This window comes from Streptomyces sp. NPDC087901, assembly GCF_044742205.1.
Lineage (GTDB): Bacteria > Actinomycetota > Actinomycetes > Streptomycetales > Streptomycetaceae > Streptomyces.
In genome coordinates, this window is sequence record NZ_JBIUUC010000005.1 from 662400 (window position 1) to 677311 (window position 14912).

Annotated in this window: 17 protein-coding genes; 12 read left to right on the forward strand and 5 right to left on the reverse strand. The window is 71.9% G+C overall.

Annotated elements, in window-relative coordinates; all coding sequences use genetic code 11:
- Nucleotides 1-193: 193 nt before the first annotated feature.
- The 3 genes from ACIOEW_RS20050 (at nucleotide 194) to ACIOEW_RS20060 (ending at nucleotide 2162) form a co-directional block, all read left to right on the forward strand.
- A complete protein-coding gene (locus ACIOEW_RS20050) occupies nucleotides 194-1036 on the forward strand; it encodes a DeoR/GlpR family DNA-binding transcription regulator (protein ID WP_362555504.1) in 843 nt (280 codons plus the stop codon).
- A gap of 53 nt (nucleotides 1037-1089) precedes the next feature.
- Nucleotides 1090-1542 carry an SRPBCC family protein gene (locus ACIOEW_RS20055; protein WP_401964928.1) on the forward strand — a complete coding sequence of 151 codons (453 nt, stop codon included), beginning with the start codon at nucleotides 1090-1092 and terminating at the stop codon, nucleotides 1540-1542.
- 140 nt (nucleotides 1543-1682) lie between these two features.
- A complete protein-coding gene (locus ACIOEW_RS20060; protein ID WP_401964929.1) occupies nucleotides 1683-2162 on the forward strand; it encodes an SRPBCC family protein in 480 nt (159 codons plus the stop codon).
- A 27-nt stretch (nucleotides 2163-2189) separates the two neighbouring features.
- Here ACIOEW_RS20060 and ACIOEW_RS20065 read toward each other — a convergent pair whose 3' ends face one another.
- On the reverse strand, nucleotides 2190-3341 hold the full coding sequence (locus ACIOEW_RS20065) for a PLP-dependent cysteine synthase family protein (protein WP_362555510.1): 1152 nt from the start codon (nucleotides 3339-3341) through the stop codon (nucleotides 2190-2192).
- Nucleotides 3342-3518: 177 nt separating this feature from the next.
- Here ACIOEW_RS20065 and ACIOEW_RS20070 point away from each other — a divergent pair, with 177 nt between their 5' ends.
- Both ACIOEW_RS20070 and ACIOEW_RS20075 read left to right on the forward strand, forming a co-directional pair.
- Nucleotides 3519-3884 carry a hypothetical protein gene (locus tag ACIOEW_RS20070; RefSeq protein ID WP_362555512.1) on the forward strand — a complete coding sequence of 122 codons (366 nt, stop codon included), beginning with the start codon at nucleotides 3519-3521 and terminating at the stop codon, nucleotides 3882-3884.
- 186 nt (nucleotides 3885-4070) lie between these two features.
- Nucleotides 4071-4592, forward strand: a complete 522-nt coding sequence (locus ACIOEW_RS20075; protein ID WP_362555514.1) for an ATP-binding protein — start codon at nucleotides 4071-4073, stop codon at nucleotides 4590-4592.
- A 69-nt stretch (nucleotides 4593-4661) separates the two neighbouring features.
- Here the strand turns inward: ACIOEW_RS20075 and ACIOEW_RS20080 are convergent, their stop codons facing one another.
- Genes ACIOEW_RS20080 through ACIOEW_RS20090 form a run of 3 tightly spaced genes read right to left on the reverse strand, consistent with a single transcriptional unit; the run spans nucleotide 4662 to nucleotide 8292 of the window.
- Nucleotides 4662-7232, reverse strand: a complete 2571-nt coding sequence (locus ACIOEW_RS20080) for an ABC transporter permease (RefSeq protein ID WP_401964930.1) — start codon at nucleotides 7230-7232, stop codon at nucleotides 4662-4664.
- Nucleotides 7229-8005 carry an ABC transporter ATP-binding protein gene (locus ACIOEW_RS20085; protein ID WP_401964932.1) on the reverse strand — a complete coding sequence of 259 codons (777 nt, stop codon included), beginning with the start codon at nucleotides 8003-8005 and terminating at the stop codon, nucleotides 7229-7231. Before ACIOEW_RS20085 ends, ACIOEW_RS20080 begins: the two co-directional genes overlap by 4 nt.
- Nucleotides 8002-8292: an SHOCT domain-containing protein gene (locus ACIOEW_RS20090; protein WP_362555520.1), complete on the reverse strand. Its 291-nt coding sequence runs from the start codon at nucleotides 8290-8292 to the stop codon at nucleotides 8002-8004. Before ACIOEW_RS20090 ends, ACIOEW_RS20085 begins: the two co-directional genes overlap by 4 nt.
- Nucleotides 8293-8494: 202 nt before the next feature.
- Here ACIOEW_RS20090 and ACIOEW_RS20095 point away from each other — a divergent pair, with 202 nt between their 5' ends.
- Genes ACIOEW_RS20095 through ACIOEW_RS20110 form a run of 4 tightly spaced genes read left to right on the forward strand, consistent with a single transcriptional unit; the run spans nucleotide 8495 to nucleotide 10988 of the window.
- Nucleotides 8495-9064: a TetR/AcrR family transcriptional regulator gene (locus ACIOEW_RS20095; protein ID WP_401964933.1), complete on the forward strand. Its 570-nt coding sequence runs from the start codon at nucleotides 8495-8497 to the stop codon at nucleotides 9062-9064.
- Nucleotides 9065-9105: 41 nt separating this feature from the next.
- Nucleotides 9106-9504: a cupin domain-containing protein gene (locus tag ACIOEW_RS20100; protein ID WP_401964935.1), complete on the forward strand. Its 399-nt coding sequence runs from the start codon at nucleotides 9106-9108 to the stop codon at nucleotides 9502-9504.
- Between the two features lie 9 nt (nucleotides 9505-9513).
- The gene (locus ACIOEW_RS20105; protein WP_401964936.1) at nucleotides 9514-10095 is read left to right on the forward strand and encodes a DUF4865 family protein; all 582 of its coding nucleotides are present in this window, start codon (nucleotides 9514-9516) and stop codon (nucleotides 10093-10095) included.
- Entirely contained in the window at nucleotides 10089-10988 is a 900-nt protein-coding gene (locus tag ACIOEW_RS20110; protein ID WP_401964938.1) for a phosphotriesterase, read from the forward strand. The genes ACIOEW_RS20105 and ACIOEW_RS20110 overlap by 7 nt, the downstream gene beginning before the upstream one ends.
- 43 nt (nucleotides 10989-11031) lie before the next feature.
- Here ACIOEW_RS20110 and ACIOEW_RS20115 read toward each other — a convergent pair whose 3' ends face one another.
- Entirely contained in the window at nucleotides 11032-12246 is a 1215-nt protein-coding gene (locus ACIOEW_RS20115; protein ID WP_362555530.1) for an ROK family protein, read from the reverse strand.
- Nucleotides 12247-12508: 262 nt separating this feature from the next.
- Here ACIOEW_RS20115 and ACIOEW_RS20120 point away from each other — a divergent pair, with 262 nt between their 5' ends.
- The 3 genes from ACIOEW_RS20120 (at nucleotide 12509) to ACIOEW_RS20130 (ending at nucleotide 14887) form a co-directional block, all read left to right on the forward strand.
- Nucleotides 12509-13630 carry an MFS transporter gene (locus ACIOEW_RS20120; protein WP_401964939.1) on the forward strand — a complete coding sequence of 374 codons (1122 nt, stop codon included), beginning with the start codon at nucleotides 12509-12511 and terminating at the stop codon, nucleotides 13628-13630.
- A gap of 114 nt (nucleotides 13631-13744) precedes the next feature.
- Nucleotides 13745-14116, forward strand: coding sequence for an SCO4225 family membrane protein (locus ACIOEW_RS20125; protein ID WP_401964941.1), 372 nt, complete (start codon nucleotides 13745-13747; stop codon nucleotides 14114-14116).
- Between the two features lie 21 nt (nucleotides 14117-14137).
- A complete protein-coding gene (locus ACIOEW_RS20130; RefSeq protein ID WP_401964943.1) occupies nucleotides 14138-14887 on the forward strand; it encodes a maleylpyruvate isomerase family mycothiol-dependent enzyme in 750 nt (249 codons plus the stop codon).
- The last annotated feature ends 25 nt before the right edge of the window (nucleotides 14888-14912 follow it).

Genomic DNA, 14912 nt, shown 5'->3' on the forward strand with positions numbered 1-14912 from the left:
GGTGACTCGCTCTCGAAGGTGGAAGCCCGAAGGGGGACGCGGCTGATGCCCGGTCACCAGAGTGGTGGACGGGTCCGGGTGCCCGCACCGCTCTTACGGAATCTCCCCAGTGCGGCGGCCCGCGACACCGCGTGGCAGGATGAACCGTCGACATGGACTGCCGCACGGCCAGAGGGAAGGACCGGGCACAGCGTTGAGCGAGAATCAGAATCTGCTCGCGGAGCAGCGGCGTGCGCTGATCCTCGACGAGGTGCGCAGACGCGGCGGAGTCAGGGTCAACGAACTGACCCGGAAACTGAACGTCTCCGACATGACCGTACGCCGGGACCTGGACGCGCTGGCCCGCCAGGGAGTCATCGAGAAGGTGCACGGCGGTGCCGTGCCCGTGGTCGAGGCGAGTACGCACGAGCCCGGCTTCGAGGCGAAGTCGGCGCTGGAGCTGACCGCGAAGGAGGACATCGCGCGGGCCGCCGCCGCGATGGCCGTGCCCGGCAGCGCCATCGCGCTCTCCGGCGGTACCACCACCTACGCCCTCGCCCAGCATCTGCTGGACGTACCGGACTTGACGGTGGTGACCAACTCGGTGCGGGTCGCGGACGTGTTCCATGCGGCGCAGCGTCCGGGCTCACCCGGCTCGCGGCCCGGTGCCGCGACGGTGGTGCTCACCGGCGGGGTCCGCACCCCGTCCGACTCGCTGGTCGGCCCCGTCGCCGACCGGGCGATCGCCTCGCTCCACTTCGATGTGCTGTTCCTCGGTGTGCACGGGATCTCGGTGGAGGGCGGACTGTCCACGCCGAATCTGGCCGAGGCCGAGACCAACCGCCGCTTCGTCCAGTCGGCGCGGCGCGTGGTGGTGGTCGCGGACCACACCAAGTGGGGCACGGTGGGCCTGAGTTCGTTCGCCACGCTGGATCAGGTGCACACGTTCGTGACGGACGCGGGCCTGTCCGGGGGTGCCCGCGAGGAGATCGAGGAGCATCTTCCGGGCCTCGTGGTGGCGGGCCGGAGCGTGGACGGCGAGCCGGCGCAGGGCTGAGCCGCGGATTCCGCTCAGCTCGCGCCGGGGCCGTGACGTCCTAGGATCGACCTGTGGCCGTCTTCCGGATCGAGCGCTTCACCCCTCTGCCCGCAGCCGAGTCCTGGCGCCGGGTGACGGACTGGGAGCGGCACGCGGCGCAGGTCCCGCTGACGGCGATCACGGTACCCACCGGGCTGCCGACCCGGATCGGAACGGTCTTCGTGGCCCGTACCGGGATCGGACCGCTGGCGTTCGACGATCCGATGGAAGTGGTGCGGTGGTCACCGCCGTCCGGCAGCCGGGCGGGGGTGTGCCGGCTGGAGAAGCGCGGCCGGGTGGTGCGGGGCCGGGCCTCGATCGATGTGTATCCCACCCATGCCGGCTCCCATGTGGTGTGGGTGGAGGAGCTGGGCGCGCGGCTGCTGCCGCGGTGGGCCGATCCGCTGGTCGCCGGCGCGGGCCGGCGGATCTTCGGCCGGGTGCTCGACTCCATGCTGGACACGCCGGCGGAGCCGTACCGCTGAGGGATCGCACCCCCGGTGACGCACCGGCCTCTCCACGTCACGCTTCATGATCCGTGACCGTCGGGTCCAGACATCTGACGGTGCGCCAGCTATGGTGTCCGCGAGCCCGTCCGCCGCCGACCGCACGGGAGGTGCGTTCCATGGCACGCCGACTCCGCTCCGCAGGCCTCGACTTCGTCGAGTCCGCCCCGCTGCGGCTGGTCTTCGCCGCCGAGGTGTCGGCGCCGCCCGATGCCGTCTACCGCGCTCTGGCCGACGATGTCGAGGGCTGGCCCGGCTGGTTCACGCAGGTGAAGGTGGCGCTGCCGCTCGACGGGGGCGCGGGCCGCGAGGTGCGGTTGCGGGGCGGAATCGTGTTCCGGGAGACGATCGTCGCCACCGATCCCGGCGAGCGGTACGCCTACCGGGCCGATCAGTCCAACGCACCGGGCCTGCAAGCCCTGTTGGAGGAATGGCGGCTGACCCCGTCCGGTACCGGCACACGGGTGCAGTGGACCTTCGCAGCCGACGGCTCGCCGCTGTTCCGGTTCACGTTGCGGCGGGCGCGGGGGGCGGTGGGCAGGTCGTTCCGGGACGCGGTGCGCAATCTGGACCGGCAGCTCTCGGCTGCCGCCGCCTGAGGGGCGTATCGCTGCGGGGTAGCGCGGTCAGGCCGGACTCCCCTCCTGTCCCGGCCAGTTGCCGGTGGCCAGGAAGCGTTCGATCGTCCGGGTGTACGGGGCGATGTCGAGGCCCTGGGCGGCCAGCCAGGTGTCGGAGTAGTACTTGTCGAGGTAGCGGTCGCCCGGGTCGCAGATCAGGGTGACGATGCTGCCGGTACGGCCCTGCGCGACCATCTCGGCGACCAGCTTGAAGGCGCTCCACAGCCCGGTGCCGGTGGAGCCGCCCGCCTTGCGGCCGATGGACCGTTCCAGGGCACGTACGGCGGCGACGCTGGCCGCGTCCGGGACCTTCATCATCCGGTCGATGGCACCCGGGACGAAGCTCGGTTCCATCCGTGGTCTGCCGATGCCCTCGATGCGGGATCCGCAGTCGCTCGTCGCGTGGGGGTTGTGGTGCGTCCAGCCGTCGAAGAAGCAGGAGTTCTCCGGGTCGGGTACGCAGATGCGGGTGTCGTGCTGCATGTAGTGCACGTACCGCGCGATGGTGGCCGAGGTGCCACCCGTGCCCGCTGTGGCGACGATCCAGGCGGGCTCGGGGTACCGCTCCAGCCTGAGCTGCTGGTAGATGGACTCCGCGATGTTGTTGTTGCCCCGCCAGTCCGTGGCCCGCTCGGCGTAGGTGAACTGGTCCATGTAGTGACCGCCGGTCTCCGCGGCGAGCCCGGCGGACTCCTCGTAGAGCTTGCGCGAGTCGTCGACGAAGTGGCAGCGGCCACCGTGGAATTCGATGAGCCGGCACTTCTCGGGACTGGTGGTGCGGGGCATGACGGCGATGAACGGGACGCCGATCAGCTTCGCGAAGTACGCCTCCGACACGGCGGTCGAACCGCTCGACGCCTCGATCACCGGCTTGCCCGGACGGATCCAGCCGTTACAGAGTCCGTAGAGGAACAGTGACCGTGCCAGCCGGTGCTTGAGGCTGCCGGTGGGGTGCGTCGACTCGTCCTTGAGGTAGAGGTCGATGCCCCAGCTCTCGGGCAGCGGGAATCGCAGCAGATGGGTGTCGGCGGAGCGGTTGGCGTCGGCCTGGACCTTGCGGACGGCCTCCTTGAGCCAGGCGCGGTACGCCAGGTCGGTGCGGTCGATGTCGACGGTCGCCACGGCTTCGCCGTCGTGCCTGTGCTCACTCGTGCCCATCAGCGCGCTTCTCCTCGTACGACCGGTCTCGGCGAGCCCACGATATGCCCCCTACCTGGGCAAACGTTGACTTTGATACTCCATAGCACTGCCTTGGTGCTGCGGGCCGTACCGGCGGACCAATGCGTCGGGAATGGATACTTGCGTCCCGTTCCGCCCTGGTGCACACGCTTCCGGATGTGCACACTTCCTCTCAGGGGTGCAATCGGAGGGGGCGAAGGGACCGTGCACGAAACGGAGTTCAGTGAGACGGGCGTACGCATCGACCGGTGGGCGCGCTCGCTCACCCGGGCCGGTCAGGTCACCGTCAAGGACGGCAGGGTGGCCCTGCTCACCAGTTACGGCCGGGAGATCGACAGTGCGCCGGTGGGGACGGTGAGCGCGGGCAGACCGTGGTTCGCGGGCGAGGACGCGACGGTGGCGCGGGTCAACGGGACGCGGTACCGGCTGACGATGCCGCGACGCCGTGGCAAGCCCGATGACACCGCCCCCGCTCGCCGCTTCCTCGAAGCCGTGCGCAGGGCGGGGGGACTGCGGGGCTGACGGAGCGGCGCCACGGAGACACCGCGAGTTGCGGAGCCGTGACGGCTGGGCGACATTGGAGACGCGTCACTCATGGTTCACCAGCGGTGACACTGCGATCCGGGCCGTCGGCCAGTATCAGCAGCCAGCCATCCGCTGGATCCGTTCCTTCGTCTTCTTCCGGACCTACTTCGGGGAGTCGCAGCCGTGATCAGCGAGCCAAGCAGGCACTGCACGGTGGAGCTCCAGGCCCTGCCGTCGCGGATCGGTCAGGTCCGCAGAATCATCTCGGCGCAATTGCGCTACTGGCACCTCGATCCTTTGATCGACCAGGCAGCGCTCGGCGTCACAGAACTGCTGACCAATGTCCACCGGCATGCACAGCCGGACAAATCATGCACCGTCGAGGTCGAGTTGCTTCTCGAACGGCTGACGGTGTCCGTCCATGACCACGACCCACGGCTGCCGACCGTGCGCGAGGCCAGTGACTCCAGTACGTCGGGGCGCGGACTCGCACTGATCGCCGCGGTCAGCGAGAGCTGGGGCGTCCGCCCCAGGGGCGGAGCGGGGAAGGTGGTCTGGTTCACCCTTCCCACACCCTCCCTGTTCGCCACGCAGCCGCCGCATGCGCTGTACGGGGCGACGACCGACGGACCGTTCGAACTGAGCGGCGTCACGGCGCCCGAAAGCGTGTCGCCCTCCGTGGCACGGTCGGTCGTCATCGGCTGACGCGGCAGGAGTGGGGTGCCCCTTACGGGGTGCCCCACTCCTGCCGTACGCGTACCCGTACCCGTTGGCCTAGTCGGTGGCGATGGCGCGGAGCACGTCCAGCCGCGCCGCCCGCCGGGCCGGCTGCCAGCCGGCCAGTGCGCCCGCCGCGATGCCCACCAGGGCGACCACGAGCAGCCGCATCGGCGGGAGTGCGAAGGCGAACACGGTGTCGCCCGTCCCTTCGGAAGCCTTGACCAGCACCCAGCCGAGGAAGCCGCCCAGCAGCAGACCGCCGGCCGTGCCGAACGCGGCGACCAGGACCGATTCCCAGCGGACCATGGCGCGCAGCTGCTTCCTTGTCTGTCCGACCGCCCGCAACAGGCCCAGTTCCCTGGTGCGTTCATGGATCGCCAGGGTCAGCGTGTTGGCGATGCCGAGCAGTGCGATCAGTACCGCCAGGGCCAGCAGCGCGTAGACCAGCGTGAGCATCATGTCGATGCCGCCCGCCGAGGACTGCGCGTACTCACCGCGGGTCTGCACGTCCGGGTTGCCGTACGCGGCGGCGGCCTCCTCGACCGCGGCCTTGCCGTCGGCCGTGGACACCCCGTCCTTGAAGGAGACGGCAATCAGCGAGTCGGAGTCCTGGCCGCGGTGCGGGGCCCAGGCCTGGCGGGTGATGACGTAGTCACCGGCCAGCTCGGACTGTCCGTACACGGCCCGGACGGTGAAGGTCCGCTGCTTGCCGTCGGTGAAGGTGAGCCGTGCGGTGGAGCCCGTGTGCAGTCCGCGCTTGCCCGCCTCGGTGTCCGAGACCGCGAGGCCGTTCGCACCCAGCGTCTTCATCGACCCGTCGATCCGGCCGAGGTCGAAGACCGTGGCCAGCGCTGCCGGGTCGGTCACGGTGAGGGCGCGTCCGGAGCCGTTGACCTCCGCGACGCCCTTGCCGAGGCCGACCGCGGTGGCCACGTCGGGGAGCCGGTCGACGGCCGGCGCGAGGCGGGGGCTGAGACCGCTGCCGCCCGCGCCGAAAGCCGGTGCGCTGATGGCCACGTCACCGGCGAACGACCGGTCGACGGTCTGGTTCATGGTGGCCTTCAGCGAGGCGCCGAACACCGTGAACAGCGAGACGACCGCGACGCCGATCATCAGGGCGGTCGCGGTCGACGCGGTCCGCTTCGGGCTGCGCAGCGCGTTGCGCCGGGCCAGGTGCCCCGTGGAGCCGCGCAGTCGGCCGAGCGGCGCGCCGAGAATCCGTACGGCGCAGGAGGAGGCGACCGGGCCGAGCACGACGAAGGCGGCGAGGGCCAGTACCGCGCCGACGGCCGACAGCCAGACGGACGGGTCGGCCAGGGCGCCCGTCAGGATCACCCCGACCGCGGCGAGCAGCAGCGCGAGCCCGGTGACGGCACGGGTCCGGGAGGCGGCCGAGTCGTCGACGGCGGTCTCGCGCAGGGCGGCCAGGGGTGCGGTGCGTGCGGCGTGGAGGGCGGGCACCAGCGCGGAGCCGACGCAGACGACCACGCCGACGGTGAGCGGCAGCAGCATCGACAGACCGCTGATGACGAGGGAGCCGTCGGGGAACGGGAATCCGATCGCGGGGAAGAGCGCCTGGAGTCCGGCGGCGATCCCGATGCCTCCGGCCAGACCGGCCGCGGAAGCGATCACGCCGACGATGCCCGCCTCGGTCAGGGTCGATCCGAGGATCTGCCGACGGGAGGCGCCGAGCGCGCGCAGCAGGGCGTTCTCCCGGGTGCGCTGGGCGACGACGATGGCGAAGGTGTTGTGGATGGAGAAGGTCGCGACCAGCAGCACGATGCCGGAGAACACCAGCAGCAGGGTGGTGAACAGGCTCAGGAAGGCGCCGGAGATCATGTCCTGGTTCTCGGCGGCCGATGCCTGTCCGGTGACGGCCTCGGTGTCGGGCGGCAGCACGGGCCGCAGTGCGTCGACGAGTTCCTGCTGGCTGATGCCGGGTCCGGCCCGCACCTGAATGCTCGATGCCCGGCCGGGCTTCGGGGTGAGGTGCTTCTCGGCGTCGGCGAGCGTCATTCCGGTGTACGTCACCTGCGCCATGCCGTCCTCGCCACCGAAGGTGGCCAGGCCGACGACGGTGACACGGACCGGGTCGGGGGTGCGCAGGACGGTCGTGTCCCCGATCTTCAGCCCGCCCTTGTCGGCGGTGCCGCGGTTCACGACGACCTCGCCGGGTGCGGAGGGGGCGTGTCCCTCGGCGAGCCGGTAGGGGTTGAGCTTCGGGTCGTCGATCCAGTTCCCGGCGAGGGTGGGCGGTCCCTGGCCGCCGATGGGTGTGCCGTCGGCACCGAGCAGCTGGCCGGCTCCCTGGATGTCGGGGGCGGCAGCGGCGACCTGGGGCAGCTTGTCGATGCGCTGGACGAGGCCGGTGGACACGGGCCGGCGGGTGCCCTCCGACTCGCCGGAGACGGTGACGACGTTGGTGCTGCGGACGACGGCGTCCGTGCCGCTCGCCGCGTTGCCGAACATCGTGTCGAAGCTCGCGCGCAGGGTGTCCCCCATGACGAGCGTGCCGGCGAGGAAGGCGACGCCGAGCAGCACGGCGGTCAGGGTGCCGACGAAGCGGCGCCGGTGGGTGCGGAGCGAGGAGAGGCCGATGCGCACGGCTGCACGGGTGGTGGTCATGACTCCCCCTGGCTGCTCGGTGCCGGGTCGAACGCCTTGAGACGGTCGAGTACGCGTTCGGCGGTGGGGTCCGGCATCCGGTCGACGAGCCTGCCGTCGGCGAGGAAGACGACTTCGTCGGCGTGCGCGGCGGCGACCGGGTCGTGGGTCACCATGACGACGGTGCGGCCGGTCTGGCGGACCGTGCGGCCGAGCAGCCGGAGCACTTCCTGGCCGGCGCGCGAGTCGAGGTTGCCGGTGGGTTCGTCCGCGAAGACGACGTCCGGATCCCCTGCGAAGGCCCGGGCGACGGCGGCACGCTGCTGCTGGCCGCCGGAGAGTTCACTGGGCCGGTGGTGCAGCCGGTCGCGCAGTCCGACGGTGTCGATGAGCGTGTCCAGCCGGGCCCGGTCGGGCCGCTCCCCCGCCAGGTCCATGGGGAGCGTGATGTTCTCGGCGACGGTGAGCGTCGGGAGGAGGTTGAAGGCCTGGAAGACGAATCCGATGCGCCGGCGGCGCAACAGGGTGAGACTGCGGTCGTCGAGCGCCCCGAGTTCGGTGTCGCCGATGAAGGCGGTACCTGAGGTGAGGGTGTCGAGTCCGGCGGCGCAGTGCATCAAGGTGGACTTGCCGGAGCCCGAGGGCCCCATGATCGCGGTGAAGCGGCCGGCCGGGAAGTCGACGCTCACCCCGTCCAGGGCCCTGACCTCGGTGTCGCCCGTGCCGTAGACCTTCACGGCACGGGCGACCCGGGCGGCGGTCGTGGTGGGGGTGGCGGGGGCGGTGGTGGTCATGCCGCACCGCCCTTGCCGAGGGTGCCGAACTGCTCGTCGAGGACGGAGAGCCGGCGCCAGTACTCGTCCTCGTCGATCTCCCCGGCGGCGAAGCGCCTCCCGAGCAGGGTGATCGGTGAGGCTTCGGCGGGACCGTTCCGCTCCGCGCGGAGCGCCCAGGGGCCACGCCGGCCGCGCCGGACGGTGCGTCGCAGGACGGTGACGACGGTGATGACGACGGCTGCCCAGACGAGCGGGAACAGGAGGACCCACGGTCCGGGTCCGCCGTCGAAGGCGAGGGTGTTCATCTCGGTCAGCTCCTCGGTTCACGGTTCGGATGCACGTTTCTCTTTCATCACCGAGCCTGTCTCCGCAGGGGGGCCCGCGTCGTCGTACGGCCAGCGGCCGTGCGCGTACCCCACCGGGAGTAGACGGCGGTCCCGCGGCTGCTCCCGTCCTGCGTGATCGGGAAACCTGGATTCTGTACCTACTGGTATGTACAGTGAGTGCATGAGCACTTCGGACCGTCTGATCGAAGCCACCCGGGAGCTCCTGTGGGAGCGCGGCTATGTGGGCACCAGCCCCAAGGCCATCCAGCAGCATGCGGGCGCGGGCCAGGGCAGCATGTACCACCACTTCACCGGCAAGCCCGATCTGGCCCTCGCGGCCATCCGCCGCACCGCCGAGGAGTTGCGTGCCACGGCGGGCAGCGTGCTCGACGCGCCGGGTTCGGCGTACGAGCGGATCTCGGGCTATCTGCTGCGTGAGCGCGATGTGCTGCGCGGCTGCCCGGTCGGGCGACTGACGATGGACCCGGAGGTCATCGCGAACGACGAGCTGCGTGCGCCCGTCGACGAGACGATCGCCTGGCTCCGCGGCCGGCTCGCCGCGATCGTCCAGGAGGGCCTGGACAACGGTGAGTTCGTGCCTTCACTGGTGCCCGACGACATCGCGGCCACCGTCCTCGCGACCGTGCAGGGCGGCTATGTACTGGCCCGCGCCTCGGGCTCGACGGACGCCTTCGACGCGGCCGCACGCGGGCTGCTGGCACTGCTCGCCCCTCGCACGGACACCGCCTGACCCGTTGCCGTACGCCACCCACCCCGAGGAGTACTTCGCGCATGCGCATCACCAGGAACCGTCCCGGCACGCAGTCCGGACCGGCCGAGCACTTCAACGGCACCGTCTGGCTCGACGAGGTGGCGGCCCCCGAACCGCCCTCCAGGCTGCGGTTGTTCAGTGTGCACTTCGCACCGGGCGGGCACACCGGCTGGCACACCCACCCGCACGGCCAGGTCCTCCACGTCACCGAGGGCGAAGGCCTCGTGCAGCGCAGGGGCGGCCCGGTGGAGGCGATCCGGGCGGGCGACACCGTGTGGATCGAGCCGGACGAGTGGCACTGGCACGGCGCCGCACCGCGCACGTTCATGACCCATCTCGCCCTCGTGGAGGCGGCCGAGGACGGCACCACCATCCACTGGCACACCGACCCCGGCGTCCCCGAGTACCCGGAAGCCTGAGGAGCCACGATGCACGCGATGCAGTACGAGATCACCTTGCCCGCCGACTACGACATGGGCATCATCCGCGACCGGGTGGCGACGCGGGGCCACCTCATGGACGCCTTTCCGGGGCTCGGCGTCAAGGCGTACCTGATGCGGGAGCGCGGCGGGGACTCCCCGGTCAACCAGTACGCGCCGCTCTACCTCTGGACCGGCCCCGAGGGCATGAACTCCTTCCTCCGAGGGCCCGGATTCCAGGGCATCGTGCAGGACTTCGGACGCCCCGAGGTGCAGCACTGGACCGGCCTGTCGTACGAGGAGGGCCCGTCGTCGGCCACGCTCCCCCGCTCGGCCACCCGCCTGCGCTCGCCCGTCCCGCCCTCGACCGCGCCGGCGGACGCGCTCGGGGCCGCGGTGGAGGAGAGCCGGCGGCTCGCGAAGGTGGCCGGTGCGGTCGCCACGGCACTGGCCGTCGACCCCCGCCACTGGGAACTCCTCCACTTCACGCTCTGGGACCATCCCGCGCCGCAGGAGGCCGGAGACCGTTACGAGGTGCTCCACCTCAGCGTCCCGGAGCGTGCGCGGCTTGGGGAGGCACGCCAGTGGTAGCTGCCGTCCGCACCGTCCTCGGCGACATCCCCGCAGGCGAGCTCGGCGTGTGCGACGCCCATGACCATCTCTTCCTGCGCAGCCCCGTGCTGCCTGGCCAGGAACTCGACGACCCCGTGGCGGCGGCCGAACGGCTGCTGGCCTTCCGCGGGTTCGGCGGCCGGTCCGTGGTGCAGTGGACGCCGTACGGCATGGGGCGTCGAGCGGATGCGCTGGCCGCGCTGTCCCGTTCGACGGGTACGCATGTCGTGGCGGCGACGGGGCTGCACCAGGCCGTGCACTACCCGGCCGCGCTGCTCGACCGGATACGGGACGATCTCGCCGCGCTTTTCGTCTCCGAGCTGACCGTGGGGATCGGCTCCACGACGGTGCGGGCGGGCCTGATCAAGGTCGCCGGCGCCTTCCACGCGGTCGACTCCCATGCCCGGCTCACGATGACGGCGGCCGCCGAGGCACATCACCGCACGGGGGCGCCCATCGCCGTCCATCTGGAGCTGGGCACGGCCGCCCCGGACGTACTCGACCTCCTGTGCGGCAGGTTGGGCGTCTCACCGAGCCGCGTGATCCTCGGGCATCTCGGCCGGTCGCCCGACGGAGCGGCCCAGCGGGAGGTGGCGCGGGCCGGGGCGTTCCTCGCGTTCGACGGTCCGTCGCGGGCGCACCATGCGACGGACTGGCGGCTGCCCGAGGAACTAGCGGCGCTGGCCGGGGCCGGGTTCGGCGAGCAGTTGCTGCTGGGCGGTGACACCACCGTGCCGGAGACTCCGGGCATGCCGCATCTGCTGCGCCGGCTGCGCCCACGACTGACCGAGGTGCTGGGGGCGGACATCGTGGAGGACATGCTGGTCGCCAACCCGGCACGGGCGTTCGCGTTCACGGCGCCGGCCGTCTGACGGGCGGGCAGCCGTACCCGGAGCGGCTGTGGGTCGTGCCGCCTCAGGCGAGCGCGCTCAGCGGGTCGTCCAGTACCGGCTGCCAGGCCAGCTCCGCCGCGCCGACCAGGCTGTTGTGGTCCAGGGTGCAGGGCAGGATCGGCACGCTGCCGCTGCGTCCCCACAGGCTGCGGTCGGCGACCACCGCGCGCAGCCGTTCCGGGTCGGCGTCCAGCAGGGAGCGGTGCAGGCCGCCGAGGATGATGCGGTCCGGGTTGAGGATGTTGACGAGTCCGGCGAGGCCGAGGCCCAGCCGGTCGATCAGTTCCTCCGCGGCGTTGCGCACCGCCACGTCGCCGTACTCGTTGCGCAGCAGGTCCCCGGACTGCTTGAGCAGCGACTCCTCGGGGCCGGGCGCGCGCCCGGCCGCGGTGAGGAAGGCGAGCGGGTCCGTTTCGACGTCGAGACAGCCGCGGCCGCCGCAGTGGCAGGGCCGGCCCTCGGGGTTGACGGTGAGATGGCCGACCTCCAGGGCGAGCCCCGAACTGCCGGTGTGCAGACGGCCGTCCAGGACGAGGGCGCCGCCGACACCGCGGTGGCCGGTGGCCACGCACAGCAGGTGCTGGGCCCCGCGCCCGGCTCCGTGACGGTGCTCGGCGAGCGCGGCGAGGTTGACGTCGTTTCCGGTGAACGCCGGTCCGGTGATGCCCGCTTCGCGGACGCATGTGGCGAAGATCTCGCGGACCGGGGCGCCGGCGGGCCAGGCGATGTGGAGCGGGTTGAGGGCGGTGCCCTCCGGTTCGGCGACGGCGGACGGCACCGCGAGGCCCGCCCCCACGCACCGCAGTCCACTGTCGCGCAGCAGTCGTGCGCAGTCGTCCACGACTTCACCGATGACCTGGGCGGGATCGGCCGTGATGGTGACGCAGCCCGGGGCGGTCGCGACGAGCCGGCCGCCGAGTCCGACCAGCGCGGCCCGGAATCCGTCCGCGTGCACCTGGGCGGCGAGGGCCACCGGCCCGGACTCGCGCACGGCAAGCCGGTGCGAGGGCCGGCCCTGCGAGCCGGCGGCCGAGCCGGGGCTGGAGTCGACCTGGATAAGGCCGAGGGCCTCCAGCTCCGCGGCGACCGCTCCGGCGGTGGCACGGGTGACACCCAGCTCGGAGGTGAGGACGGCGCGGGTGGGCGCGCGTCCGGTGTGGACCAGCTCAAGCGCGGGCCCGAGCGCGCTGCGGCCCCTCTCCAACTTCGTCCGGGTGGTGGTCCCCTTGCCGTTCATGGGGGCGAGTCTCCCATGATCCGGAGGTGGTGCGGACGCCACCGCGTGCACCTCCCCGCCCGCGCCGCCCTGCTCCACGGCGTGGAACCGCCGCCCGTGTCACGTCTTACGGGCAGGGTGGGCGGCCGTCTTGCGCCCGTCGTCCACGGGCCCCTATGCTGAGTTTGTGCCGCAACTAAACAAACTGCGGACGGCCCTGCCGGGGGGACCGGGCGGAAACACCGCCCCACCTTCATCGACACGCCTCCGTACCGCGCTGACCGTGTTCTTCGCCCTCGACGGGTTCCTCTTCGCCGGCTGGGTGGTCCGCATCCCGGCCATCAAGCAGCAGACCGGCGCCTCGGCCTCCACCCTCGGCCTCGCACTTCTCGGCGTGTCCGCCGGCGCCGTGATCACCATGATGCTCACCGGCCGGCTCTGCCGCCGTTTCGGCTGCCATCCGGTGGCCGTGGTGTGCGGCGTCCTGCTGCCGCTCAGCATCGCACTGCCCGCCCAGACCCATTCGGCACTCTCGCTCGGGCTGGTGCTGCTCGTGTTCGGCGCCGCGTACGGCGGCATGAACGTGGCGATGAACAGCGCGGCGGTGGATCTGGTCGCCGCTCTGCGGCGTCCGGTGATGCCCAGCTTCCACGCCGCGTTCAGCCTCGGCGGCATGATCGGCGCCGGACTGGGCGGTCTCGTCGCGGGCGGCCTCTCGCCCTCCGCGCATCTGCTCTGCCTGACCGGGATCGGACTGCTCGTCACCGCCTTCGCGGGCCCCGTCCTGCTGCGTTACCCGTCGCTCAAGCCCGCCCCGGCGGCGGCCGACGGCGAGGCGGGCCCCCAGCGCCTGAGCGGACGGGCGCGCCGTGTGGTGATCCTGTTCGGCGTGATCGCGCTCTGCACCGCGTACGGCGAGGGTGCCCTGGCCGACTGGGGCGCCCTCCACCTGGAGCAGGACCTGCACGCCCACCCCGGGGTGGCGGCAGCGGGATACTCGCTGTTCGCGCTCGCCATGACGGCGGGCCGGCTCACCGGCACGGCACTGCTCGAACGGCTCGGGCAGACCCGCACCCTGGTCGCGGGCGGCGGCACGGCCGCGGCCGGAATGCTGCTCGGATCGCTCGCCCCGACGACCTGGCTCGCCCTTCTCGGGTTCGCCGTCACCGGACTCGGCCTGGCGAACATCTTCCCGGTGGCCGTCGGCAGGGCGGGCGAGCTGGCCGGCCCCGGCGGAGTGGCCGCGGCCTCGACGCTCGGCTACGGCGGCATGCTGCTCGGACCGCCCGCGATCGGCTTCCTCACCGACTGGTTCTCCCTGCCCGTGGCCCTGACCACGGTGGCGCTGCTGGCCGTGGCCGCCGCGGCGCTGGGATACGGCGCTCGCAACGCGGCGCACCCATGAGTGAGTAGCCGTACTCAGGCAGGAACGGTTATCCCGCCGGAGGATGGAGACGTAACGACCCCTCCCGCCGGCTGTCGCGGGGTAAGGGCGTAGGCCATCCACGGGGAGCACGCCATGAACAAGCCGGTCCTGACCAAGCAGCACGTCCACACGCTCGCACGCCTCACGTTCGGCAACACCGCATCGCTGATCTACCTGGGTGTGGTGGCGGCGACAACGGCACTCGTCACCGTGGACACGCTGTTCGTCTCCCACGAGGACGCCTCGTTCGCCGGGGTGTGGCTCTTCCTCCTGGCGGCGCCGACCGTCTTCGTCTTCTTGGCCGGCAGTGCGATGCTGGGCGCGGAGACGGCGGGCCCGGCCTGGTTCGTGTACGTGGCCCTGGTCGCGTCCGTACTGGTGCAGTCGCTCGCGCTGGGCTGGTTCGTACGGCTGATGCGCGGCGGCCGCGGCCGGGCCCGTCAGCCCCGCCCCCAGGGCGCCTGATCCCCTGGCACAATCCCTGCCATGAAGATCGCGGAGCACATACAATCCCTGGCCGCCGAGGGCCGCTTGCTGGCGGACGCTGCCGAGAGGGCGGGAACCGGGGCGCCGGTGCCGACCTGTCCGGGCTGGCAGGTGCGCGACCTGCTCAGGCACACCGCGATGGTGCACACCTGGGCGGCCGCCTTCGTGACCGAGGGCCACACCTCGTACGTCCCCGACGCCGGGGAGCCGGACCTGGACGGGCCCGAGCTGCTCGACCGGTTCCGTGCGGGGCACGGGCTCCTGGTGGAGGCGCTGGAGCGCGCACCGGAGGACCTGGAGTGCTGGGCCTTCTTCGCGGCGCCGTCACCCCTGGCCTTCTGGGCGAGGCGGCAGGCGCACGAGACGACGATCCACCGGGTGGACGCGGAGTCCGCGCACAGCGGGGCCCTCTCCCCCGTGGCGTCCGCCCACGCGGTGGACGGCATCGACGAGCTGCTGCACGGCTTCCACTCCCGCCCGAAGAGCAGGGTGCGCACCGACGTACCGCGCACCCTGCGTGTGCGGGCCACGGACACGGGCACCGCATGGACCGTACGGCTCTCCGCCGAGCCCCCGGCAGCCGTGCGCGAGGACGGGCCGTCCGTACTGCCGCCCGTGGACTGCGAGTTGAGCGCCACCGCCCAGGAGCTCTACCTCACGCTCTGGAACCGGCTTCCCCTCACGGCTCTTGCGGTGGAGGGCGACCCCGACCTTGCGCGGCTGTGGCGCGAGCGCTCCTCGGTCACCTGATCCTGAGCCGGCAGGAACACGCGAC